The 23,737-nt window shown below is 53.5% G+C and carries 21 protein-coding genes; 12 read left to right on the top strand and 9 right to left on the bottom strand.

Features of this window, described 5'->3' with window-relative positions; all coding sequences use genetic code 11:
• Positions 1–138: 138 nt before the first annotated feature.
• From J4G78_RS04990 to J4G78_RS05000, 3 genes are all read left to right on the top strand, one after another.
• The gene (locus J4G78_RS04990; RefSeq protein WP_243457229.1) at positions 139–1,566 is read left to right on the top strand and encodes an HD-GYP domain-containing protein; all 1,428 of its coding nucleotides are present in this window, start codon (positions 139–141) and stop codon (positions 1,564–1,566) included.
• A gap of 104 nt (positions 1,567–1,670) precedes the next feature.
• Positions 1,671–2,348 carry a PilZ domain-containing protein gene (locus J4G78_RS04995; RefSeq protein WP_207989026.1) on the top strand — a complete coding sequence of 226 codons (678 nt, stop codon included), beginning with the start codon at positions 1,671–1,673 and terminating at the stop codon, positions 2,346–2,348.
• A 151-nt stretch (positions 2,349–2,499) separates the two neighbouring features.
• Positions 2,500–3,816 carry an MFS transporter gene (locus tag J4G78_RS05000; protein WP_207989027.1) on the top strand — a complete coding sequence of 439 codons (1,317 nt, stop codon included), beginning with the start codon at positions 2,500–2,502 and terminating at the stop codon, positions 3,814–3,816.
• Here the strand turns inward: J4G78_RS05000 and J4G78_RS05005 are convergent.
• Positions 3,813–4,931 carry an AI-2E family transporter gene (locus tag J4G78_RS05005; RefSeq protein WP_207989029.1) on the bottom strand — a complete coding sequence of 373 codons (1,119 nt, stop codon included), beginning with the start codon at positions 4,929–4,931 and terminating at the stop codon, positions 3,813–3,815. The genes J4G78_RS05000 and J4G78_RS05005 overlap by 4 nt on opposite strands.
• A gap of 167 nt (positions 4,932–5,098) precedes the next feature.
• On the opposite strand from J4G78_RS05005, the gene gmk reads away from it, so the two are divergent.
• The gene (gmk, locus tag J4G78_RS05010; protein ID WP_207989030.1) at positions 5,099–5,761 is read left to right on the top strand and encodes a guanylate kinase; all 663 of its coding nucleotides are present in this window, start codon (positions 5,099–5,101) and stop codon (positions 5,759–5,761) included.
• Between the two features lie 127 nt (positions 5,762–5,888).
• On the opposite strand, the gene J4G78_RS05015 is transcribed toward gmk, so the two are convergent.
• Positions 5,889–6,449 carry a hypothetical protein gene (locus tag J4G78_RS05015; protein ID WP_207989032.1) on the bottom strand — a complete coding sequence of 187 codons (561 nt, stop codon included), beginning with the start codon at positions 6,447–6,449 and terminating at the stop codon, positions 5,889–5,891.
• A gap of 390 nt (positions 6,450–6,839) precedes the next feature.
• On the opposite strand from J4G78_RS05015, the gene J4G78_RS05020 reads away from it, so the two are divergent.
• Entirely contained in the window at positions 6,840–8,468 is a 1,629-nt protein-coding gene (locus J4G78_RS05020) for a sulfatase-like hydrolase/transferase (protein WP_207989034.1), read from the top strand.
• A 61-nt stretch (positions 8,469–8,529) separates the two neighbouring features.
• Here J4G78_RS05020 and J4G78_RS05025 read toward each other — a convergent pair whose 3' ends face one another.
• Positions 8,530–8,976 carry a retropepsin-like aspartic protease family protein gene (locus tag J4G78_RS05025; protein WP_207989036.1) on the bottom strand — a complete coding sequence of 149 codons (447 nt, stop codon included), beginning with the start codon at positions 8,974–8,976 and terminating at the stop codon, positions 8,530–8,532.
• A 391-nt stretch (positions 8,977–9,367) separates the two neighbouring features.
• Here J4G78_RS05025 and uvrA point away from each other — a divergent pair, with 391 nt between their 5' ends.
• Both uvrA and J4G78_RS05035 read left to right on the top strand, forming a co-directional pair.
• The gene (gene uvrA / locus J4G78_RS05030; RefSeq protein WP_207989038.1) at positions 9,368–12,373 is read left to right on the top strand and encodes an excinuclease ABC subunit UvrA; all 3,006 of its coding nucleotides are present in this window, start codon (positions 9,368–9,370) and stop codon (positions 12,371–12,373) included.
• 217 nt (positions 12,374–12,590) lie between these two features.
• Entirely contained in the window at positions 12,591–13,064 is a 474-nt protein-coding gene (locus J4G78_RS05035; RefSeq protein WP_207989040.1) for a D-Ala-D-Ala carboxypeptidase family metallohydrolase, read from the top strand.
• A 67-nt stretch (positions 13,065–13,131) separates the two neighbouring features.
• Here the strand turns inward: J4G78_RS05035 and J4G78_RS05040 are convergent, their stop codons facing one another.
• A complete protein-coding gene (locus tag J4G78_RS05040) occupies positions 13,132–13,506 on the bottom strand; it encodes a DUF4345 domain-containing protein (protein WP_207989042.1) in 375 nt (124 codons plus the stop codon).
• 212 nt (positions 13,507–13,718) lie between these two features.
• Between J4G78_RS05040 and J4G78_RS05045 the strand changes: the two genes are divergently transcribed.
• From J4G78_RS05045 to J4G78_RS05065, 5 genes are all read left to right on the top strand, one after another.
• Positions 13,719–14,045 carry a DUF3592 domain-containing protein gene (locus J4G78_RS05045; RefSeq protein WP_207989044.1) on the top strand — a complete coding sequence of 109 codons (327 nt, stop codon included), beginning with the start codon at positions 13,719–13,721 and terminating at the stop codon, positions 14,043–14,045.
• Positions 14,046–14,249: 204 nt separating this feature from the next.
• On the top strand, positions 14,250–14,768 hold the full coding sequence (locus tag J4G78_RS05050) for a CBS domain-containing protein (RefSeq protein WP_243457230.1): 519 nt from the start codon (positions 14,250–14,252) through the stop codon (positions 14,766–14,768).
• 122 nt (positions 14,769–14,890) lie between these two features.
• The gene (locus tag J4G78_RS05055; protein ID WP_207989046.1) at positions 14,891–15,955 is read left to right on the top strand and encodes a hypothetical protein; all 1,065 of its coding nucleotides are present in this window, start codon (positions 14,891–14,893) and stop codon (positions 15,953–15,955) included.
• A 543-nt stretch (positions 15,956–16,498) separates the two neighbouring features.
• Complete coding sequence (locus J4G78_RS05060) at positions 16,499–17,089, top strand: DUF1353 domain-containing protein (protein ID WP_207989048.1); 591 nt, start codon at positions 16,499–16,501, stop codon at positions 17,087–17,089.
• Between the two features lie 1,079 nt (positions 17,090–18,168).
• Positions 18,169–18,735 carry a DUF1993 domain-containing protein gene (locus J4G78_RS05065; protein ID WP_207989050.1) on the top strand — a complete coding sequence of 189 codons (567 nt, stop codon included), beginning with the start codon at positions 18,169–18,171 and terminating at the stop codon, positions 18,733–18,735.
• A 395-nt stretch (positions 18,736–19,130) separates the two neighbouring features.
• On the opposite strand, the gene J4G78_RS05070 is transcribed toward J4G78_RS05065, so the two are convergent.
• The 5 genes from J4G78_RS05070 to J4G78_RS05090 form a co-directional block, all read right to left on the bottom strand.
• Complete coding sequence (locus J4G78_RS05070; RefSeq protein WP_207989052.1) at positions 19,131–19,781, bottom strand: DUF4197 domain-containing protein; 651 nt, start codon at positions 19,779–19,781, stop codon at positions 19,131–19,133.
• A 116-nt stretch (positions 19,782–19,897) separates the two neighbouring features.
• Positions 19,898–20,443 (bottom strand): hypothetical protein, encoded by a 546-nt coding sequence (locus tag J4G78_RS05075; protein ID WP_207989054.1) that lies wholly within the window; start codon positions 20,441–20,443, stop codon positions 19,898–19,900.
• 64 nt (positions 20,444–20,507) lie between these two features.
• Positions 20,508–21,299, bottom strand: coding sequence for an SDR family oxidoreductase (locus J4G78_RS05080; RefSeq protein ID WP_207990425.1), 792 nt, complete (start codon positions 21,297–21,299; stop codon positions 20,508–20,510).
• A 12-nt stretch (positions 21,300–21,311) separates the two neighbouring features.
• Positions 21,312–22,448 (bottom strand): acyl-CoA dehydrogenase family protein, encoded by a 1,137-nt coding sequence (locus tag J4G78_RS05085; RefSeq protein ID WP_207989055.1) that lies wholly within the window; start codon positions 22,446–22,448, stop codon positions 21,312–21,314.
• Positions 22,449–22,490: 42 nt separating this feature from the next.
• Positions 22,491–23,684: an acyl-CoA dehydrogenase family protein gene (locus J4G78_RS05090; protein ID WP_207989057.1), complete on the bottom strand. Its 1,194-nt coding sequence runs from the start codon at positions 23,682–23,684 to the stop codon at positions 22,491–22,493.
• Positions 23,685–23,737: the final 53 nt, after the last annotated feature.

The raw sequence follows: 23,737 nt of genomic DNA on the forward strand, positions 1-23,737 counted from the left end.
GTAACCTATTGTTATTATTGTTCATTAATAATGATATTACGTTGATCGCGCGACCTGTCCCTTTGGCCGTAGGCACGAATTGAACCGGCGATTGTCCACGCATGTTTTTGTTCGATTTTACCTTAATAATGTAAAAGCGTGACCGTTACAGACATAATGTTCCAGACTTTTGATCAAAGTAACACTGACACCAGCCCGGCCACGACGATCAAGCTGGGTGAAGTTTTAAGTGCCTTTAGCTATGCGCTTGATCTTACCCAAGGGCAGCCTCAAGGGCACTGCATAAGAGCTTGTTGGATAGGCACCAAGATCGGTTCAGCAATCAATCTCAGGGAAGAAGACCAGAGAGAATTATATTTCACGGTGTTGCTCAAAGACCTTGGATGCAGCAGCAATGCCGCCCGCATATGTGAACTATATCTTGCTGACGATTTGGCGGTTAAGCGAGACTATAAGCTGATCGATGGCAAAACAAAAAATGTGCTGCAGTTCGTGTTGTCCCGTACGGCCGCAGATCTACCCATCTCCCAGCGCATCAGCGCCCTTGCCAATGTCATCGTAAATGGGGCTAAACTGGAAACAGACATAATCGCGACCCGGTGCATACGCGGCGCCGATATTGCTCGTAAATTGCGCTTCAGCGAAGACGTTGCAGAAGGCATTGCCGGACTGGACGAACATTGGAATGGTTCGGGAAAACCAGCGATGCTTAAAGGCGAGCAGATCCCGTTATTCTCCAGAATAGCGCTGATTGCGCAAGTCGCTGATATATTCTGCATGGCCAATGGTCCCGATGCCGCGAGAGAGGAAATCGAAAAACGTAAAGGTACGTGGTTTGATCCGGACATTGCGAATGTGTTTCTTGACCTGGCGGCTGATGAGACGTTTTGGACAGAATTGCAGTCTCCCGATATCGAGACCAAAGTAATGGCTTTGGAGCCAGCCAAATCTGAAATCCCGGTAACGGAAGCCTATCTTGACGATATCGCTATAGCTTTTGGCCAAGTCATTGATGCAAAAAGCCCCTATACCGCCGGCCATAGCGAGCGGGTTGGCAAATATGCCACGGGCATCGCATTACGCCTGGGATATAATAATGGCCATATCAGAAAGCTCAGACGAGCCGCTATTCTGCACGATATAGGAAAACTGGGTGTAAGTAATCTCATTCTGGATAAACCTGCCAAGCTATCAGATGACGAGTGGGACGTCATGCGTGGTCACTCACAGCATACAGCTGAAATCCTGGGCCGTATTGCAGTGTTCAAGGAAATGGCCAAAATTGCCGGCGCACATCATGAACGATTGGACGGAACAGGATATCCGAACAATTTATCAGCGGATGATATCTGCATGGATACCCGCATCATTACTATCGCGGACTTCTATGATGCGCTGACATCTGATCGCCCTTACAGACCCGCGATGTCCCGAGATGAAGCGATGGATATTATCCGATCAGAACGCGGCAAAGCGATTGATGAAACCTGTTTTGATGCGCTGGTGTCAATGGTCACCAAAACCGTTCCCAAACTTCCTGCTGGAATGGCCAAAAGCAAAAATTGATGGAGGAGGCAGATTTGATACATTGTTCAATGTTGTTGTGGGCAATCAATCCCTGTTTGGAGGATATTTTGCCGGTCGATCAATTAGAAATGAGGTATGTTTAAATGGCCAGCGAAAGCCAAACGGCGGATCTTGAGGACTTTGGTGCCAGCGAGACGAGAGATATCGGCGAGGACCGGCGCAAGAGTGATCGCCAGATCACGGTATTTCGCCTGGCAAAAATCCAATCCGGTGTGGCGGAAGGATGGGGCTTCATAAAGAACATCTCAAATGATGGCGTGATGATTGAGATACATCCCGGCTTTAAACTGGATGATACGGCAAAAGTTGTACTAACCGATAACTTGGAGCTGGTGGGCAAGGTTCGTTGGCGCAAAGGCGCGCTGGTTGGCATGCAATTTAGCAGCGGGATCAACGTTTCCGAATTGCTGGCCACTTTGACGGTCCGTAACAAATACCAACCCGCGCGATTACCACGCGTCCGCATGACACGACCGGTATTTTTAAGGATCGGATCGACGTTGGCCAGAGGCGAAATTTGCGATATTTCCCCCGCTGGAGCCCGTATCAATACCCGTTGTGCCTGCCAGATTGGAAACCGATTGATCCTGTCGGTTCCGGAATTGGGCGAGATAGCGGGTACGGTCCGATGGCAAAAAGGTCCTGAAATTGGTATTAAATTCCAAGAGCGGGTTTCGGTACCGCAAATAACCGACTGGCTAGGGAATTATTACACCAATGGAACCATAACAAATAACGAAATGAGTGAGACTGGCGGGTAATCGGGGACCTGCCCCGCATTGGCTTTTCCGCCCGTCCCCGCCTTGTTCTTCTTGTGCTTCCCGCCATTCTCAGGCGCATTTTATAAACCGCTTTCCTAGTGGACGCCCGGCCTGCTACCACCACGCGTGAATGGGATAGCAGGAGAAGGCTTTGCCCGGTATAAAAGCCGAAGAGAATGAAGACGCGGTATCAGGCCAAGTTGTGCAGCGGAAATTTTATGGCTGGCATAACGCTGCGCTGTTATTTGCCATTCAGTTTGCCGCCTCTGGCTTTGTCTATTTCGCCTATGCGGCGATTTTTCCGGCGATGGTTGAAGCAATGGACTGGAACCGCGGTTCGGCCTCTATCGCGCACAGCCTCAGCTTTTTGACACTGGGCCTCAGCTATCCGCTTACTGCCTGGATGATCGGAAAATGGGGCGTGAGATTGACCCTGACATCGGGTCTGGTCATGATGCTGGCCAGTTTGTTGCTCACTATCTTTTTCGTCACACAGATTTGGCATTGGACGCTGGCCTGGGGCATCGTCATGGGCATGGCCATGGCGCTGGCCGGTCCGCTTTGCGGGCAAACGGTTGTCATTCAATGGTTTAACGTCAAGCGCGCAACTGTTTTGGGAATCATCATGACCGGCAATGCGCTTGGCGGATTTGTTGCCCAGCCCGTGCTTATTCGCGTCATGGAAGAATATGACACATGGCAGTCCGGTTGGTATGTCAGCGGGATTGCGGTCATCATCGCGCTTTTGCTGACCCAGTTTATCATCAACCGGCCGGCTGATATCGGACAGCATTCCGACAATATCGACCCGGCTGCACCACAGGCCGACGCCAGAAAAGCAGCACCCAAACCACGCACCTATCGCAGCGAGCATAGCTGGACCATCCGTCAGGTGTTTCGTACCCGTGCGGTTTATTTCATCATGACGGTCAACATTACTTATCTGGCCATCGGTACCTTTCTACTGACCCATGGTTCGCTTTATTTGTCAGATACCGGTATTTCCAAAATCCAGACAGCGTCGGTGGTTAGTCTGTTCATCATGGCCAGCGGACTGGGCCGGATGCCAGCGGGATGGCTCGGTGACCGATTTGAGCTGCGCTGGCTCATGGCCGCAATGATGGCGGCGATGCTATTCGGATTCCTATTGCTGTGGGCGGCCGCTGATTTCGTCGGCCTGAGCGTTGCCGCCTTTATATTGGGCCTGTGCTATGGCGGGTTTTTTGCCCTGTCCCCTGCCCTTACCAGCAATTTTTTCGGGCAGGAAAGCTTCGCCAAGATCAACTCGGTTTTCGCTCCGCTGTTGCTACCCTTTGTGGCGATGGCGCCGGCCGGTGCGGGCTATATTTTCGATATTTACGGCAGCTATGACCTTGCCTTCCTGATCGGTTCAGTCCTGCTCAGCCTGTCGCTGATCTCGGCGATTTGTTTGACACCGCCACATCCTGAAACGGCCAAAGCCGCCTAGACCTTACCGTCGCTCGACAGCAGCGCCGCAATTGGCTTTGTGCCTTTACGGCCAGCCAATATGATCATCAATATGGTCGTGAACGGCACCGCCAATATGGCCCCCGGAATACCCCATAAGGTGCTCCAGACCGACAATGCGACGAGCACGACCATCGGGCTGAGATTGACTGACTTGCTGAGCATACGTGGTTCGACGACATTGCCGATAATCACCTGTGCCCCGGTCATCAGGCCCGTTGCAATTAGCGGCACCGTCAGCGTCCCGAACTGCGCGACCGCGAACAGGGCCGGAAAGGCAACACCGACTATTGAACCGATATAGGGAATATAGTTGAGCAGCCCGATAATGATCGCCCAAAGCGCCGCATATTCTATGCCCAATACCACCATGATGACCCAGCAGATCACACCCAATATGATGTTGATCAATGTCTTGGTCGCCAGATAACTGCCGATATCATGGTTGATCCGGGCGATCATGTTCAGCGTATCTTTGGACTCGCTCGCGCTTCCGAATGCCCGGCGCACCTTAGCGGGAAAACCCGTAATCTCGCTGAGCATGAAAGACGCATAGAGGATTGTGATAAACACAAAACCGCCAAAGCTGGTCAGCGACGATAATACCGATTGGGCAATGGCGGCGATATCGATTTCGGTCAGCAGCTTGGTCGTAAATTCGCTCACCGCTTTGACGACTGCCTCGCTGCCACGATCAATCATTAGGCTTGGCGATGCCATCATATCACCCATGTCGGTTTTGACCGCTGCCGTTTCTGTTTGCGCGGGGAACCATTCTGCAAACAAATTTTCCAGATTGGTCTGATAGGTTGGTAGCGACGGCACCAGCGTCTGCAAGCTCGCGACCAGCATTCGGGTCATTACAAATAGCAGCAGGATCACACCGAATAACGCCAATGTCGCGCGCAGCCACATCGGCGAACGGCCCAGACCGGGAATACGGGCAACGGCAGCACTGGCAGCATATAATATCTGCAGCAGGATGATCGCGGTCACAATCGGCAGGATGATATCCTTGCCGACATAGAATAGCCAACCGATCATGATCGTTATGCCGACCGAGAAAAATATAGTACTGACCCGGACCTGTAACATTATGCTAGATCACCATTCCCTTAAGCGACGAAAACGCGTTGCAACTGGCTGATAAACATAAAATTCCGACCTGTCATCCAATCCGTGTCACTGCCGCTCCTGTAACATCTGCAATAGATCACGACTAGTATCTTGACGGCATGCACTCTTCTCGGCCAATAGCCGCTATGGCCGACGATATTTCTTCTCTTCCGCATGACGAACTGAGCCGCCGCGGCCTGCTATTCGTCCTCTCCTCACCTTCTGGCGCCGGTAAATCGACGCTTGCACGTATGCTGTTGGAAGCGGATGAGCAAATTGCCATGTCCGTATCTGTCACCACCCGGCCGCAGCGTCCTGGTGAAGACCATGGCAAAGATTATTATTTTGTTTCGGGCGATGAATTTGAAGAAATGGTCGCCGACAACGCCTTCCTGGAATATGCGACGGTATTCGGCAATCGCTATGCGACCCCTGCCGCTCCGGTGCAGAAAAATCTCGAAGAAGGTCAGGACGTCTTGTTCGATATTGATTGGCAGGGGACCCAGCAACTTTATCAACGCGCTGGTGAAGATGTTGTGCGCATCTTTATACTGCCGCCTTCGCTAGCTGAGTTGCGAGAACGACTGGAGGCGAGAGCCACCGACAGCAACGAGATAATTGACAGCCGCATGCAACGCGCGACCAGCGAAATCAGCCATTGGGACGGCTATGACTATGTCCTGATCAATGATGACCTCGATGCCTGCTTTGCCAAGGTGAAACAGATTTTGGCCACCGAGCGCATGCGCCGGTCGCGGCAGACAGGATTAATTGGCTTTGTCAGGGATTTGGTCGCGCAAGAGCGGTAGCGGTGATCTTTGCCCGCTGTTTGTTGGGAAAGATGCGAAGCGTCAAAAAAATTTCTTTAATTTCAATATCTCCCGCAGCAGCCCGCCCAGCTTCACCGTTCAATTTCGTGCGCGGGTGAACTAGGCTCTATTTTCCCTGCTTCACATAAAGCCCGTCGAACACTGTCGTCCAGCTCTCGCCGCCGTCGTTCGATGACTGCCAGTGTTGGCGAACGCTCTCAATCGCGGCCCCGTTCCTGTTCGGGGTCCCGTTCCTATTCGGGGTCCCGTTCTTATTCGGAGTCCAGGTCACCCGGTTGATTGGGGAGCCTTTGACATAGCCGGGCCAATTGGCATTGCTGAGCACCATTTCGCCCGCTTCATTGACGCCGCCCGCTATGAACAAAGCCGTGCCATCCGCGCCCATCCAGGTCTGGTGCCAGATTTTGCGCGCGACATCATAGAAACTCATACTCATGCCGGTATAGCCGCCGTTCGTTTGATAATCCTCGCGGATCACACAGCCGCCATGTTGCGCGCTGATACGGTTGACCCCCGTGGGCGCGTCCTTGCCTGCTGGCGTCACGTCCCAAGTGCCTATCCAGAAATCAAAGGCGCGGTGGGCGGGGGTAGCACAAGGCAGCGGCGGTGTTTTTGCGGTTGGCTCAGGCGGTGTAGTGGATTGCGCCAATATAGGGGATGATGCCATCAACGCCGCAAACAAAGCGCAGATTAGGGGTAGGGCGCTTTGGGTACCGGGTCGGGAAAAGGAGCTTGCCCATGCGGAGGGCAAAAATTCCCGAAATACCAAATTACGAACCACGTTTGTCATGTGGCACCATCCCCCGTGTTAAAGCCAAGCGGCGATCCTAATGCGTAACCAAACAGGACCACTATGTGGCTCTCCAACAAATTATGCCAGATAAGATTCGGAAGGCAGTCGCTTTCGACAAACGGGGGACGGGCTTCGACAATCGTGCATAGGATCGTGACCCAACCGGTCAAAAACCAGCGAAAACAAGCGCAGGTCACCGTTTCTTAAAGGCTTTGTGCCATTGTGAATATTTGATTCACCGCCTTTTGAAGCGAGATTCAGCGCGTGGCAGACAGTCCCTTTGGCACCCCCGATGGCGGCCCCAGTAACGGCCCTGATGGCGGCCCCGACAGCAAATGGCTGATTACCCGGTTTGTCGCCGGTTTTTTGCTGTTCAGCGCGGCTTATGCGCTGATCAACCAATTGCCGCTGACGCAATCTATCCTCTATCGCGCAGCCGCGTTTGACTATACCAATGCAGCACTGGCCGGGCTATCTTTTGCGCTACAGGCTTTGCTGCTTTTCATAGCGACACTCTGGCTTTCAAACCGTTGGTTTGTTTTGGCTCTGGTGCTGGTCATACTCTCTGCGGGGATCAACATGATCTATGGCCAGATTGTTGGCGATACACTCGACCTACAGAAAGCCGGCTGGCTCGTGACAGAGGCACGGCAGGCCTTTAACGCGGCAGGAGAGTTTGCATCGCCGCTTGCGTTGGCAGTTGGCAAGTTGCTACTGGCCGCCGCTTTATTGATAGCCGCACGGCGCCTGTCGCATAAACCGGTGCATCAGTTGACCGGTGGCCGCGTTGCTGGCAAAAAATCGACCACCGCTATCATGCTGTTGCTGACAGCGCCCTCGTTTCTCTGGCCTGTCCTCGGCCTGCATCCGCTAGCCGTGGAACGCAATATCTACAGCTACGCGATAGCGATCCTGTCCGCTGATCCCGCACCGCCGCGCGCTGTTGTCACGGCCACATCTGAATCGGACATGGCGATCGATAAAATCATCTGGCTGGTTGATGAAAGCGTATCTTATGAAGCCTTTAACGAGATTATTGCACCACAGATCACGCGCCACACGCCCCTGGATTTTGGCGAAGCGGCATCCATGGGCCATTGCAGCACGCCGTCGAACGTCGCGCTGCGATCAGGAGTGAATGTCCGAACTGTCACTGACACGACAGACCTGCGCCGCACATCGTCCATCTGGGGCTATGCGGCGAAAGCAGGCTATGCCACGACGATGATTGACGGGCAGGTTTCCGGGCCGCCACAAAATCTGTTGCTGCCGCCTGAACGGGCATTGATTGGCACGTACCAAAGCGCTGCCAATGGTATGAAAACCGACTTTGCTATCGCGCGGTCACTCAATGCCAACTTGAAAGCGGATGGCAAACAGTTCGTTTATACCATCCTGCGCGGTGTCCATTTTCAATATCGCGACCATTATCCCCAAGGCGCAATGCCAGAAGGCAGCAGCATGATGGAGCAATATCGAAAGGCGATATCCTATTCCAAACAGGGTTTTTTTGACGCGCTGCTAGACGGCGTTGATCGTTCCAAGGTTGCGATTTTCTATACATCCGACCATGGCCAGAATATCGAGGACGGCGTCACCCCGCATTGCAGCGGAAGCCCGGTGGCGGCCGAATTTTCCGTGCCCCTTATCGGGTTTCTACCGCCGGATATACAGCAAAGCTATGCGTCCGCGCCCGGCGAGCGCAGCCATAGCCAGCTATTCCCGACGACTCTTGCCTTGATGGGTTATGACCCGATTTATGCAGCGGATAATTATGACAATTTGCTGATGGCCCCCACTGCTCGCTATGTCTGGTTTGGCCGCGGTATCGTGCCAGTGGAAGCGGGAGGGCGAATTGATGTGTCCGGTGGAGACCGTTTTCCAGCGCAATAAATACCGGCGGGCTGGGCAGTCATGGTTTCAGGCGATTACAGATGCCACTTCACTACAAATTTTATTCAATAAAGAGTTGATCCTGTTCAATCGTGATCGAACCCAAACGGGACAAGGCATTCAGCCCCAGCAACGAAACATCCGGGCCATCTTCCATGATAGCGACTTCCAGACGACCGAGCGATTGTCCCGCAATCATTATATTATCGGCACGCTGCCAAGCCATCATTCCATAGCCCGAGGCCGTGCGAATGCGTTGTTTTAGCCGGTTTTCCGTGCCCAATCCGACCCGCTTTGCATCCTGTGCATTCAAAACAACTATCGATGCCCCGGTATCGACGGCAAATCGAACGGTAACACCGTCAATATTGCCATCAATGTAGAACAGGCCGTCGCTGCTTCGCGATATGACATGCGGATGGGATGAACTTATTCCGACAGGTCCAACATTAGCAATCTGTGCGACATTTGCCTTTGGAGCCTTAGAAACTGTGTTTTCATCCGGCATGACGGAGAACAGGAATATTTGAATAGCGCTTAAATATAAGGCGCCTGCAGTCAAAGCCGTGAAAAGCCAGAATTCTGGGGATGACAGCCTGTGTCCCGGCTCATATTCTGGCCTTTGTGACATATTGTAAAAACACGTAACACTTATGATCGTTCCAATAAACGGAAATAAAAATGGAAATAAAATCATTTACACTATTGTAAATAAATATATCTATTTGATTTTCTGGGTCTTTAATCAAAATCACCGAATTTATGACAACCCATCGAAGCGATGTGGACGGTCCTCACACCGCTGTAATCAAACCCGCTTGCAAAAAGAACATATATAGAACATAATACGGCCTTATGACCCGCTGGACTCTCCTCCTCATCTTCGGCAAAGCACGCGCATGAGTCTTACCCATATTAAAGTCAAAGGCGCCCGGGAGCATAATCTCAAAGGCGTCGATATCGACCTTCCCCGTGACAAGCTGATCGTCATTACCGGCCTTTCCGGCAGTGGTAAGTCGAGCCTGGCTTTCGACACCATCTATGCGGAAGGTCAGCGCCGCTATGTGGAATCGCTTTCCGCCTATGCGCGCCAGTTTCTGGAGATGATGCAGAAACCGGATGTCGAGCATATTGAGGGCCTGTCCCCCGCCATCTCGATCGAACAGAAAACGACTTCCCGCAATCCGCGTTCGACAGTGGCGACGGTTACCGAGATTTATGACTATATGCGTCTGTTATGGGCGCGCGCAGGTGTGCCTTACTCCCCTGCAACGGGAGAACCGATTACCGCGCAGACGGTGAGCCAGATGGTCGATCGTGTCATGGCATTGCCAGAGAAAACACGGTTTTACCTGCTTGCTCCTGTCGTGCGCGGACGCAAAGGCGAATATCGCAAGGAATTGCTGGAGTGGCAGAAAGCGGGCTTTACCCGTGTCCGTGTCGATGGCGAATTTTACGATATTGAAGAAACGCCAAAGCTCGACAAAAAACTGAAACATGACATTGAGGTTGTCGTCGATCGTCTGGTTGTACGGGCCGAGACCGACAATAAAGAGGGCATGGAAACCCGGCTGGCCGACAGTTTCGAAACCGCTCTGCGGCTGGCCGACGGATTGGCCTTTGTCGATCTGGCGGAGGGAACGGTTGCCGAGGCCATGGCCAAAAAGGCTCCCTCCCCTTCAGGGGAGGGATTAAAGGAGGGGAAGTCCGGTAAGGACGAAACTTCCCCCCTCCCAACCCTCCCCCCTGAAGGGGAGAGGGCTCAAGGCAAGATGAAGGGCACCGGCCTACCCGATAATCGCATTGTGTTTTCCGAACGCTTTGCCTGTCCGGTCAGTGGCTTCACGATTGAGGAGATCGCGCCGCGGCTCTTTTCGTTTAACGCACCGCAAGGCGCCTGCCCCGCCTGTGACGGTCTAGGTGAAAAGCTGCATTTTGATACGCAACTGGTCGTGCCCAATCCGGCGCTGTCGATCAAAAAGGGCGCGGTCGTGCCCTGGGCCAAGTCCAATCCGCCCAGCCCCTATTATATGCAGGTACTTGGCAGTCTCGCAAAACATTTTGAATTTTCGCTCGATACGCCGTGGCAAGATTTGTCGGAACATCATCGCGATATCATCCTCAATGGCACGCAGGGTCTGCCGGTCACTTTACGGTTCCAGGACGGGCGCAAAAGCTATGAGGTCAAGAAGCCGTTTGAAGGCGTGGTCGGTAACCTCACCCGCCGGATGTTGCAAACCGAAAGCGCGTGGATGCGCGAAGAACTGGCGAAGTTTCAAGCGGCGGCGCCTTGCGAAGTCTGTCACGGCGCGCGGCTGAAACCCGAAGCTCTGGCGGTGAAAATTGCGGGTGAGGATATCAGCATCCCGACCCGGCGCAGCGTCGGTGACGCCCTCGCCTTCTTCAACGGTCTCGCCGATCAACTGGACAAGACCCAAAAGCAGATTGCGGAACCGATACTCAAAGAGATTATCGAACGGCTTGGGTTCCTCAACAATGTCGGCCTCGATTATCTCAATCTTGACCGTACCAGCGGCACCTTATCTGGCGGGGAGAGCCAGCGCATCCGTCTGGCAAGCCAGATCGGGTCTGGATTAAGCGGTGTTCTCTATGTGCTCGATGAACCGAGCATTGGCCTACATCAGCGCGATAATGACCGGCTCCTGACCACGCTCAAGCGCCTGCGTGATCTTGGCAATACCGTGATTGTCGTTGAACATGACGAGGATGCTATACGGACCGCGGATTATGTCGTCGATATGGGGCCGGGTGCGGGCGTACATGGCGGCGATGTTGTTGCGGCCGGCACGCTCAAACAGATCCTGAAAGCGAAGAAATCGCTCACCGCAGCCTATCTCAATGGTTCGCGGGAGATTGAGGTTCCGGCAAAGCGGCGCAAAGGCAATGGCAAGAAGCTGACCGTCCATGGCGCAACCGCGAACAACCTGCAAAATGTCACAGCATCAATCCCGCTGGGCACCTTTACCTGTGTCACCGGCCTGTCTGGCTCCGGCAAATCATCGCTGACCATCGATACACTATATGCAGCGGCGGCGCGCACATTGAATGGCGCGCGGGTTATCGCCGGCAAGCATGATAAAATCACCGGCCTGCAATATTGCGACAAGGTCATCGATATCGACCAGTCCCCGATTGGCCGGACACCGCGTTCCAACCCGGCGACCTATACCGGTGCGTTCACCAACATTCGCGACTGGTTTGCGGGCCTGCCCGAAGCGGCGGCGCGCGGCTATAAACCGGGGCGTTTTTCATTCAACGTCAAAGGCGGGCGCTGCGAAGTGTGTCGCGGCGACGGGCTGATCAAGATCGAGATGCACTTCCTGCCCGATGTCTATGTCACCTGCGAGGAATGCGGCGGCAAACGCTATAATCGCGAAACGCTGGAAGTGAAGTTCAAGGGCAAGTCCATCGCCGACATACTCGACATGACGGTCGAAGACGCGGTGAGCTTCTTCAAGGCCGTCCCGCCGATCCGCGACAAAATGGCGATGCTCTATGAAGTGGGCCTCGGCTATATCAAAGTCGGCCAGCAGGCGACAACCCTGTCGGGCGGTGAGGCCCAACGGGTGAAGCTGGCCAAGGAACTGTCCAAACGCTCGACCGGGCAGACGCTCTATATCCTCGACGAGCCGACAACCGGCCTCCATTTCGAGGATGTCCGCAAATTGCTGCAAGTGCTTCATCAATTGGTCGAGCAAGGCAATAGCGTGGTGGTCATTGAGCATAATCTCGATGTCATCAAGACGGCTGATCATATACTCGACCTCGGTCCCGAAGGCGGGGTGCGCGGCGGCGAGATTGTTGCGGAAGGAACCCCGGAACAGGTGGCGAAGGTCAAGGGCAGCTTTACTGGCGGCTATTTGAAGGACATGCTGTCGAAGTGAGGCCGCGCGATCTCCCTTGAGGGAGACTTAGGCGAAGCTTGAAAAATTGCAGACCAGTCATCCTGAACTTGATTCAGGATCCAGAGTAGCAACATGCGACCATCAACCTGGATCCTGAATCAAGTTCAGGATGACGCATCTTGTGGGCAGCGCATTTGGCACCGTCTGTGGGCCATGCCCTTGACACGGTCACTCCCCCGCTCGCACAATGATGCCCATGAAACTCAGCCCGAATTTCCATCTCAGCGAGTTTACGCAATCGCAGACGGCCACGCGGCTGATGCTCGACAACACGCCCGGACCGGCGGAGATCGCAGCGCTGAAACTGCTCTGCGAAAAGGTGCTGGAGCCGGTGCGTGAGAATTATAATCGCCCGGTCCTGATCTCTTCAGGCTATCGCTCGCCCGCCGTCAACCGCGCCATCCGTGGTTCTCGCAGTTCGCAACATGCCAAGGGCGAAGCGGCGGATTTCGAAATTGCCGGTATCGACAACCTGCGTATCTGCCAGTGGATGGAACGGCGGCTCAACTATGACCAGCTGATCCTGGAATTTTACGAGCGCGGCGTGCCGGCAAGCGGCTGGGTTCACGTGTCTTACCGCGAACCCTATCGCAATCAGGAACTGACCGCCAAGCGTGTCGTCCGCAACGGCCGGCGACGAACCGTCTATCAGAACGGGATCGTCGGATAATGTCCTGAAGCTTTCGAAAACCCTCGTCAAATCAGCGGGTTTACGCACGTACCGCTGAGCCGCTCGATCACGCGCTTTTGATCACCTTCGCCTGCCACAAAATAAAGACGGGCGCGATTAGCTCTAGCACCATGCCGCCAACCATCTCTGCGGGCGGCGCGCCTATGCTCAGGTAAGAAACCACCCGGCCCAAACCACCGATAAACACGGCCAGCACCGCCAGGCGAAACACGGATGCCCGTCCCACTATATCGCCGGCGGCATAAAATAGCATCGCTGCAATGCCAATATACACGCCGGAGAGATAGCGAAACTGATTATCCATCGCTGGGGTAAAGGGTTCCCCGGCCATCAATTGTGCCGCACCTAAGACGATGCCTGTAACGCCGTAATAAAGCGGGATCAGCCCGAAAACATAGATAGCGATGCGAAATAAAGTCATGGCGGTTTCCCCTGATATGTCGTGCGAGACCATATGCAATCTCCGTTGCATTATGAAACCCACTTAGCAGAATGATTGCGGATGGCAAGGGGCGAAAACGGCGGCGCGATGACCGGCTTAACAACCCGAAAAAACAATGCTAGCCCCGCGTCATCGAGACAATCATACTCTGGATCGGCCTGGCCCTTACGGTAACGGGAATAGCGCTGGCGTTGCGCAGTGATTTGCCGTTTCTGCGCAACCCTGTCCGCCGTGCGCCTGCAAAAATTGTCCGCCACGATCGTCGCTATGAAGACGGCGCGCCGGTTTACCAGCCAGTGTTCCGATTTGCCGACGAACACGGCACATTTATCGAGGTGCGTGACAAGCTTTATATGCCTTTTCCCAAGCCGGTGATCGGCGAGATGGTCGAAATCATCTACCCCGAAGGCTACCCGCAGCAAGCCCGCATCCCCTATCCGGTGTTCCGCACGTTGCTATACGGCTTGCTCGGCTACGCCTTTGTGATGCTGGCCATGGAGATTACCGGGTGGTGGTAAGCCGCACCGCGTTGCCCGAATGGGCATATATAAACTCCCGCCACATCCGCTATTTTGACATGCAACTTATCGCCGAGAAACGCGTTGCAAGGAATGAAACCGGGGGAGCTCTAATCAGGAAAGCCCGATATCCGCTGCACAGCGTTGGTTAAGAGACTTTACGTAGCTTAAGAGACGATACCGAGAATATCATAAGGAGATGCGATGATGAAAATTGCTGAACGCGTAGAATATGCCACCAAACCAAAACCCCTGACCTGTGACCCGGATGACTTGGTCCTGGATGCGGTCAAGCGAATGGCGGACAAAAATTACGGTTCCATCATCGCAGTGGATAAGAGCGACCATATTCTGGGCATGATGACCGAACGCGATATCATGAAACGCCTGATCGCCGAAGGGCGTGATCCCAAGAAGACCAAGGTCGGGGATATCATGACGTCTTCTGTGCGAACGGCCAAAGCGGATGATGACCTGAACGACTGGCTGCGGATCATGTCCAACGAACGCTTTCGCCGCCTGCCAATTGTCGACAATGACGACAAGTTGCAATCGATCATGACGCAGGGCGATTTCGTGTCCTACACCTGGCCAGAGTTGATGCAGCAAGCGACGACAATGGCAAAAGCCACCTTCGGTGAGACCCTCAGCCTGCCGCGCATATTGGCTGGTATATTGGCTTATACATTGCTGCTGATTATAGCTGTGAGTCTGATCAGGTAGCGGGGCCGCCCTGAGGGTTTATTAAAACCGCTTTCCTACAAAACACCAAATAGGTTATTATCTCTCTTTCAACAAACCATATCTGCATTGGACGCAGCTGTGGAACCAGAAAGGAATAGACCATGGGTTTTCAAGATGATTTTGCGCGTAATGCCAAGAAGCAGCGGCGCAGCGGTAACAATAGCGGCGAATTGGCGGGGCAGGAACCGGATCAGCACCCTTTCGCCGCTCCCGCCCCTGATGGCGAGAGAGAAACACTGCATTTGCGCTATGGCGATGATGGTGGGGCTGGGGACAACGAGAGCGTAGAGGCATCAAATGAACCAAATGATGCACCACGCGCCAAGCCAGCCCGCGCTACCCGCCACGACGGCTGGACGCCCGAAATCCGCGTCAAGTTTCTCGAAGCTTTGGCCAATTGCGGGCATGTCGGATCGGCGGCGATCTTTGTGGAACGCTCTCGCACGTCGGCTTATAGTCTCAGGCGGCGTAACATAGATTTTTCGCGGGCATGGGATGCGGCCTTGCTGATTGGACGGGATGTTTCCACCGACGCGCTGCAGGACCGCGCGGTAAACGGGATTGAAGAGGAGGTCTACTATCAGGGAGAGGTTGTCGGTACAAAGCGGCGCTATGACAATCGCCTGTTGCTCGCCCATATCGCGCGACTTGACCGGATGGCGGAGCGCATTTCGGTCAGCCGCGGCGCAGCACGCTTTGACGAGATGCTCGACGCGATTGCCACAGAAACCGATACCAGTCCCCTGATCAGTGAACCGACCACGGACGAGATTGTAGATATTATTGCAGAAACCGAAGCCCAAGCGACGGTGCAGGAAGTGGAGGCGGAGTGCCTGCGCCAAAGCAATAGTAAACATGATGACAAATTATCCGCCGAAGCCGAGGCCGACCCCGAGAGCGCCGCCGCTCGGACAAGGGACCCCTATTATTCTGACGCACCGGAAAAGGAGAAGATCTACGGACCGATGCATGAAGTGGATTGGGGCGATGGCAAGGACGTCGAATATTGGCGCATGTTTGCCGAAGAAGCCGCGGAGATCACCGCCAAGCATCCGCAGGTCAAGACCCGGGAAGTTGCCATGGATGACCCGGCTTTTCTCTCCACCATCATGGCATCCAGCGCGGTAAGCCTGGCGGCCGATGATATTGAGGCGGACAGGAAATGAGGGTTGTACACTTTGTAAACTTAAGGCCCGGATAAACGTCATATCGGGAAAAATTTAAGCGCTGGATAGCAAAAAGAAGAGCCCGACGACTGGGTCGCTTTGCCGCCGGACTCTCCCTGTTTTACGGTGTCATCGCGTGATGCTTAACGACCGTAAGGGCTGTTTAACCGAAAAAAATAAATTTAGTGTGATCGGACTCACAAAGCGGCAGAAAACTGGTAAAGCGCTCGTGTATAAGGATTTAATTGAAGGCTTTCTCTAAGAAGCTCGATGGCTGGGTCGCTTTACCATCGAGCTTCCAGAGGAATGCCCAAACCGGGCTGTCCCAAAGGGAAGTTACCACCCGAAAGCCCTAAGGCTTCAAGATAGTGGTGCGATGCCGCCGCCCCCCGCAACTGTCTGCGAATTAAGCGGCATCGCAATAGGGTGGTAGCAAGCGATTCTGCACGACGATGTGATGATAATCACTGTCGGACAATTTTAGCGGTAAAACATGCTATAACGGCTTCGCGGGCGACAGAACGGGGTGGAGAAAGGACGATCATGGCACATTATACCGGACGACCGCGCTTTGAATGGGATGAGGACGGGCGGATCATGACATTGCTGAACCGCTTTGCCTTTGTTGACAAGGCGCAGCGGGTATGGAGCGTGCCGGCAAATGTGCGGGTGGACGGCGCCTCAATTCCGAAATTTGCGTGGTCGATTCTCGGCAGTCCGTTTGTCGGCCGCTATCGCAAAGCCTCTGTGGTTCATGACTGGTATTGCGACATTCGCACCCGCGAATGGAAAGCAACCCACCGGATGTTCTACGAAGCCATGCGCGCGTCGAAGGTGAGCGGAGCGAAGGCACGGATCATGTATGCGGCCGTCTATTATGCCGGACCGCGCTGGGACATCGTGGCTGATTATGATGGGGCGCTAGCAGAAACAGTATCGGCCGAGGCCTATAGCCTCGAACAAAGCGCGGTTGCCAAAACCGAACATTTGGAAAGGCCGAATGTAATCATCTGGCAGCGGCAGGAAGTGGACGAGGAGGCGTTTCTGCAAATGTGCGACGATTTCGCCAAACGATGCGCGACGATCGCGGACGTCGAGGCGATGATCGAAGATCATATGGGTGCGACCGAATGAAGAGGCGCAGGGAGGCAAGCGTCGTTACGTACCCCTGCGCAGGCAGGGGCCCATCTCCCGGTCTTCGCAAAAAGGCAATACGGGAATGGGGCGCGGAAAGGGACCAGAAAGCACTGTCCAATATCCGCGCCGCGCTAAAGTGAAGCGATGGAGATGGACCCCCGCCTGCGCGGGGTACAAAGTCGTGATACGGGTAAACCCAGGACCGGGGGATATAAACGCTGTACCCCTGCGCAGGCAGGGGCCTATCTCCCGGTCTCTGCAAAAATGACTGACAGAAAGTGGGGCGTTGATATGAGCTGGAAAGTGCCGTCCAATATTCCTGCTGCGCAACAGTGACGAGGCCGAGATGGACCCCTGCCTGCGCAGGGGCACAAGTGGTTCGATCTTGTCGCCGGCTTGAAAGGAAAGCGTACACATCGCACCGCCTCGGTCGATGGCAAAAAAAATGGGAGCCGATCTCCAAACGAATTTGGATTTCGGCTCCCACTGCACCTGATTAGGGATATCGTCCTCTTGCGATTTCAACATCCGCAGTTCCGGTGTCCGGTTTCCGGGCCAATATCGTTAATGGTTTTTGGTTTTCCGCATCATCGCTTGCGCAATCATGTTTCGGTTTAAACCCGATATTGGTCCAGTCACCCGATGATTGTCGTCCATCTGATCTGCTCCGGCTTGCGCCTTTGCTTCACGGATTTTTTCCAATCATCAATCGAAAGATCATCTTATTTTTCTTGCGAAAAACACTATGTTCGTCTCGATTATCTTCAGGCTTTAGATCGTTCCAGCGGGTCATTGCTGACTGGTCGCCGGTTCCATTCAAACTCCGTCCGATAACTTGTATATGACACGGGTTTGCGAGTCGCTCCAAATGGCAAAAGCCCAGTTATCCACAGATGCTGATCTTTCTTGTGGAAAAACAGTTATCGGATTGTGGACAATCCCTTTCACAGGGCCAGACTATCGAAACCGCTTTCCTACACAGGCCGCGCAATGATAGATTTCGACCGGTTCAGCGGCGCTGATGGCAGGAATGATTGTCAGCACCGATTATCATCATTTCAAATCAAAGGACCCCCATGTCATTAACAAAGCTCCTCGTCCCCACCTATGTCCAAATGTTAAAAGCACTTTCCGGCTGGTTGAAAAAGGCAGAGGCGCAGATGCCCAAGGAAAATGCCGAAGCGTTGCTGGCCGCTCGGCTGGCACCTGATATGTTTCCGCTATCGACCCAGATCCGGTTTGTCTGTGTACAGGCCCAGGAACCTATTTATCGCTTAAGAGGAGAAGCTTTTCCGGAATCTCTGCATCAACTGGTCGATGAAGGGCGTGATGCCATTGATAAGCCCGGTTCGCTTGCAGAGGCGCAAGCACGGATTCATGAGGCTCTGGATTTACTGGAGGGTCTTGTCACCGACGCGCTGGATGCCGATCCGGACGCACCCATTGTGCATGAACTTCCCAGCGGCATGATATTTGACCTGACGGCGGAACAATATGCCCGCGACTGGACGCTCGCCCAGTTTTATTTCCACCTCATGACCGCATATGCCATATTGCGCAGCGAGAAAGTCGAGCTTGGCAAGGTGGATTACATACCGCACATGTTGGGGTTTCTTCGTCCGGAAACGATTTCCGAGGCATGACATTCGGTGGTGCGCACGGTTGACGGCAAAAATGCGATTGGTCCGGCCTTTCGGGAGGGGGATATTTGAAAGGGCCGGACCGTCGCAACAGTCCCGTTGCCTATCGGGAGGAGGAGCGGCAACCGAGACTGAAAGAATATTAAGTATTAGACCTGAACGGTAGTCATCAAGATGATGCTGCTAACGGTCAGGGCGGCTACTATATTGAAAAGCGTTTTCATGAGATATCTCCTGTTTTAAAAACGCCAATCAAACATCACTTTTCCTGTCTAACTGATAGTCAGGAAATGGTCGCCAAACCGTTAAGTTTCAATTGAAAACGGAGATGTATTAGTTGCATGATTTGCAACTGGGATGGTTTTAGAAAATGCCGTCGAGCAACTTCTTGCCTTTTTTCAAGGGTTCTTGCGGAAGTTGGTTTCTTCAGCGCCGATGTAAGAGAAAATACCATCCAAAGCCTGTTCGGTGACGCTATCGGTTAATCCATCGCGCGACAGATCAAGCCCGCCCAGCGAAGACAAGGCGGAAAGCGAACCAAGCCTCTCAACCTGCTTATAAGCGCCGACCTCGCCGAGCGCTTTTTCAACCAGCGGGCGGATCTTGACGGCCAGCTCTTCGCCAGATGTCCTGCGCAGATAGTCTGTTCCGCCCGTGCCGCCGCCTGTGACGATACCGACGCCGTCGGTCAAAGTCAGGTTATCGATGGCGGACCGGAAAACCGGTTTGGCCTCAAGCGCCGCCTTGCCGGCTGCGTCGTTCAGGCTTTTGGTGATATCCTTGGTCAGGCCAGCCTTGCTGGTGAAGCGCAATATACTGGTGGCGTTTTTCAAGGGACCGGGCAGCAATACCCGCACCGCTTTGTCGGCATAAAAGGCGCCCGGCTGCGACAATTTATCAAGCGCGCCATCGGATGCATTGCCGAGCAAGCTCTTGACGCCGGTGCCTTGTGCCTGTGCCGGGGCGGATAAAATCGGAGACACGGACAATGGTACTGCCAGCAAAGCTGTTGCCACACTCAGTTTCAATTTCTTGGTCATATTCCGCATTGTCCCACTCCTGCTATCTTATGTCCCCTGACCATAGCATAGCATTTTGGCAACAAGCTGAATAGCTTCACGAAATTGTGTAAATACTTGTACCCGGAAATCGAGAATATCGACGCCTATTTCGTTTCAGAAAATTCCAGTTTCCCCGTCGTTCGATCAGAACCAGCGGCGGTCAACTCCAGCAGGAAAGGATCCCCTTCATCCGTTTTACCAGACAGCGTATTGCCGTCTTTCGCGACAGTGAAATTTTTCTCTGCCATTTTTTGCTCGAACCAGGATGTGAGATTATCGGCGCCGGTGGGAGCATCAAAACGCAGGATGAATTTACCGCTCTGGCCATCTTTATCCTCAACGTTCAAAGCAGTGACTTTCGTACCCGGGTAAAGCGCGACATTATTCAAATCAATATCATCACTGTCGAGCGATATCTGCGGCAAATCCACGTCCATAGAAAAACCGTCTGTCTTGATGGAGAATTTGGTATCTTCGTCGCTGCCGCCAATTTTGATGCTGTCGGCTTTGTCACCAGCCTCACCGTCTAAATCGATCGACATTTCAAATCCGTCGTCGCCCTGCCCCTCGTTCGCCCCTTCATCAGAAACAGAACAGGCCGATAGGGTCAGCGGAATAACGGCCAGCGCGGCCAAATAGGTCTTGGTCATCAGGAATCTCCATACTGTATTGCCTGCATAATACAGTATGGAGAGGCCAGGTCAAGAGAGCTTATCAGGGCTGGATCGAGGCATCGGGATTGGACGCGTTCACCACACCGCCATCAACGATCAAGGTCGTGCCAATGACATAGTCACCGGCACTACTGGATAGGTAAATCGCCGCAGCGGCCATATCTTCGGGCCGACCAATGCGTTTCGCCGGAATGCCTTTTTCAACCGCATCTTCATGATCACGTGCCGCCTTGTTCATATTTGATGCAAAGGCACCCGGCGCAATCCCGGACATGATGATATCATCAGACACCAGCTTGGACGCCATCTTGCGGGTCAGATGAACAACCGCCGCTTTGGACGCCTGATAGCTGTAGGTCTCCCATGGGTTAACTCTAAAGCCATCGATTGAGGCGATGTTAACGACTTTTGCTGGACGATCAAAACTGGCTGCGGCTTTCAGTTGTGGATGCAGCGCTTGCGTGAGGAAGAACAGGCCTTTGACATTGGTATCCATCACCTTGTCCCAGCCGGCTTCCGGAAAGCTAAGATATTCCTCACCCCATGCGACGCCGGCATTGTTGATCAAAATATCCAGCTTTGTCTCATGTTTGGCAATTTCGGCGGCCAACGCCTGACAGCCCTCAACGGTACTGACATCACCGGGAACGGAAACACAATTGTCGCCCATTTCCGCCGCAGCGGCATCACAGGCATCGGCTTTTCGGCCAGAAATATAGACCTTCGCGCCCTGAGCCAGAAAGCCTTCAGAAATCATCCGTCCAATACCGCGGTGACCGCCCGTAACCAAAGCAACACGGCCTTCAAGAGAGAATAGCTTGTTAAAATCCATCATATTATACCTTTAATAACCGTGCATTTCGGCAACGAGATTGGTGTGATAATTGGTATCACCCATGAATTCGGCCAGCGCGCGGTCGCGCTTCATGTAGAGACCGATATCATATTCATCCGTCATCCCCACACCGCCGTGCATTTGCACGCCTTCCTTGACAGAGAGCGATGTCGCCTTGCCCGCTTTCGCCTTGGCAACCGAAACCATCATTTCTGCTTTAGACGAGCCCTCGTCCAGCATCTGCTGTGCCTTCAATACGGTTGCACGGGCAATTTCCATCTCGCTGTAAAGATGAGCGGTGCGATGCTGCAGCGCCTGGAACGAGCCGATAATCGTATCAAACTGTTTGCGGCCTTTGATATAGTCTACGGTGATATCCATAGCGCCCGCGCCGACACCAAGGGTTTCCGCAGCCGCCCCTGCCCGGCCAGCATTGAGCATGCGTTTCAGAACCGCGCCGCCCTCGTCAACTTCACCGATCACCGCGTCAGCGTCAACAACCACCCCATCAAATTCGACATGGGCCGCCATAGCGCTGTCGACCAAACGGACACTGTCTCTGGACAAGCCACCAACACTGGTATCAACTGCAAAGAGAGTCAGGCCCTTATCATCGCCCGCACTGCCACTGGTCCGCGCCGCAACAATCAATGTATCGGCCGAACCACCTTGCACAACAAATTGCTTCTTGCCATCCAGCTTAAAACCATTGCCTGCTCGCGTAGCCGCCATAGCGATTTGATCGGGGCGATGTTTGGCTCCCTCATCAATGGCAAGTGCCAAGACACTGTCGCCGGACAAGATACCCGGGAAATATTTGTCACGCAGCGCTTTGCCGCCAGCATTCAGGGCCTCTACGCCAGCAACGGCAGTGGTCAGGAATGGCGACGGGGTGAGATTGCGACCTATTTCTTCGAGCACAACGCCAGCTTCGGTATGACCGAGACCAAGACCGCCTTCATCTTCGGAAACCAATATTCCGGTAAAACCCATTTCCGCAAATTGCTTCCACAGCGCATGCGAAAAACCATCCTTGCAGTTCTTGTCACGAAATTCACGGAAATGAGCGACATTGCCTTCGCCCTTCATAAAATCCGCTGCGCTGTCTTGCAGCATCTTCTGGTCGTCATTCAAGTAAAGCGGCATCGCTTGGATCCTTCTAATATGGTTGTTTCACTGCCAGCGCGATCAGGCGTTGGGCAATTGCAATATCTGTTTAGAAACGACATTCAGCATCACTTCGCTGGTACCGCCTTCAATACTGTTCGCTTTTGTTCGGAGCCAACCACGAGCAGTCAGCCCGCCATTGGATGCATCACTCTCCCATTCCAGAACTTCACTACCGCCCGCCGACATAATCAGTTCATGGCGCCGCTTGTTAATTTCTGTACCGGCATATTTCATCATGTTGGGCTGGGCAGGATGGCAAAGATTGGCTTTGAATGTATCACCAAAACGTTCGGCCATGGCGCGAAAAGCGAGCACGTCGATATCCATCTCTGCCATTTGCGCGCGCAGCATCGGATCATCCAGCCGGCCCATCTCGTCCCGGCCATATTGATCCGCGAACTTGGAGCCCAATGATGTCGCACCAGAAGACCCGTCACCGGAAATCATGCTGCGCTCATGTCCCAACAGATATTTGGCAACATCCCAGCCACGGTTCACTTCACCGACCACCGATGACACACCTTCGCCATATGTTTTGGGTACTTCGACATCAGTAAAGAACGTCTCACAAAATGCCGATTGTCCGGAGATCAACACGATAGGCTTCGTCTCTACACCCTCGTTCGTCATATCGAACAACATAAAGCTAATGCCTTTATGCTTGGTCGTTTTGTCGGTCCGGGTCAGACAGAAAATCCAGTCAGCTTTGTCGGCATAGCTGGTCCAGATCTTTTGACCGTTGATCAAATAATGATCGCCTTTGTCTTCTGCAGAGGTTTGCAGCGAGGCAAGATCAGAACCGGAACCAGGCTCCGAATAGCCCTGACACCAACGCACTTCACCACGTGCAATTGGCGGCAGAAAATGTAGTTTCTGTTCTTCACTACCAAAATGCAGCAGCGCAGGTCCAAGCATCCAGATGCCAAAGCTCGATAAAGGCGAACGAATTTTCAGGCGCCCCATTTCCTGCAACAGGATTTTGGTTTCGGCCCGTGACAATCCGCCGCCGCCATATTCTTTTGGCCAGTCCGGAACGGTCCAGCCTTTGGCCGCCATTTTATCCATCCATTCTTTCTGGCCAGGTTTGAAGGTCGGGTTTTTACCACCCCAGCAAATATCGCTTTCATCCACCATGGGTTGGCGCATTTCAGGTGGACAATTGGCTTCCAGCCAAGCGACAGTTTCTTCGCGGAAACTTTCGAGATCGGACATGATGGTGATTCCTTTAATTGCTCAATTAACCGTTGACTATCATAGGTCCGCCG

This window comes from Parasphingorhabdus cellanae (assembly GCF_017498565.1).
Taxonomy (GTDB): domain Bacteria; phylum Pseudomonadota; class Alphaproteobacteria; order Sphingomonadales; family Sphingomonadaceae; genus Parasphingorhabdus; species Parasphingorhabdus cellanae.

What these genes read in the sequence shown, in the direction of transcription:
- J4G78_RS04995 (WP_207989026.1), top strand. Translation starts at nt 1,671, where the DNA reads ATGGCCAGCGAAAGCCAAACGGCGGATCTTGAGGACTTTGGTGCCAGC.
- J4G78_RS05005 (WP_207989029.1), bottom strand. Translation starts at nt 4,931, where the DNA reads ATGTTACAGGTCCGGGTCAGTACTATATTTTTCTCGGTCGGCATAACG.
- gmk (WP_207989030.1), top strand. Translation starts at nt 5,099, where the DNA reads ATGGCCGACGATATTTCTTCTCTTCCGCATGACGAACTGAGCCGCCGC.
- J4G78_RS05015 (WP_207989032.1), bottom strand. Translation starts at nt 6,449, where the DNA reads ATGGCATCATCCCCTATATTGGCGCAATCCACTACACCGCCTGAGCCA.
- J4G78_RS05025 (WP_207989036.1), bottom strand. Translation starts at nt 8,976, where the DNA reads ATGCCGGATGAAAACACAGTTTCTAAGGCTCCAAAGGCAAATGTCGCA.
- uvrA (WP_207989038.1), top strand. Translation starts at nt 9,368, where the DNA reads ATGAGTCTTACCCATATTAAAGTCAAAGGCGCCCGGGAGCATAATCTC.
- J4G78_RS05035 (WP_207989040.1), top strand. Translation starts at nt 12,591, where the DNA reads ATGAAACTCAGCCCGAATTTCCATCTCAGCGAGTTTACGCAATCGCAG.
- J4G78_RS05040 (WP_207989042.1), bottom strand. Translation starts at nt 13,506, where the DNA reads ATGACTTTATTTCGCATCGCTATCTATGTTTTCGGGCTGATCCCGCTT.
- J4G78_RS05050 (WP_243457230.1), top strand. Translation starts at nt 14,250, where the DNA reads ATGATGAAAATTGCTGAACGCGTAGAATATGCCACCAAACCAAAACCC.
- J4G78_RS05055 (WP_207989046.1), top strand. Translation starts at nt 14,891, where the DNA reads ATGGGTTTTCAAGATGATTTTGCGCGTAATGCCAAGAAGCAGCGGCGC.
- J4G78_RS05060 (WP_207989048.1), top strand. Translation starts at nt 16,499, where the DNA reads ATGGCACATTATACCGGACGACCGCGCTTTGAATGGGATGAGGACGGG.
- J4G78_RS05065 (WP_207989050.1), top strand. Translation starts at nt 18,169, where the DNA reads ATGTCATTAACAAAGCTCCTCGTCCCCACCTATGTCCAAATGTTAAAA.
- J4G78_RS05070 (WP_207989052.1), bottom strand. Translation starts at nt 19,781, where the DNA reads ATGCGGAATATGACCAAGAAATTGAAACTGAGTGTGGCAACAGCTTTG.
- J4G78_RS05075 (WP_207989054.1), bottom strand. Translation starts at nt 20,443, where the DNA reads ATGACCAAGACCTATTTGGCCGCGCTGGCCGTTATTCCGCTGACCCTA.
- J4G78_RS05080 (WP_207990425.1), bottom strand. Translation starts at nt 21,299, where the DNA reads ATGGATTTTAACAAGCTATTCTCTCTTGAAGGCCGTGTTGCTTTGGTT.
- J4G78_RS05085 (WP_207989055.1), bottom strand. Translation starts at nt 22,448, where the DNA reads ATGCCGCTTTACTTGAATGACGACCAGAAGATGCTGCAAGACAGCGCA.
- J4G78_RS05090 (WP_207989057.1), bottom strand. Translation starts at nt 23,684, where the DNA reads ATGTCCGATCTCGAAAGTTTCCGCGAAGAAACTGTCGCTTGGCTGGAA.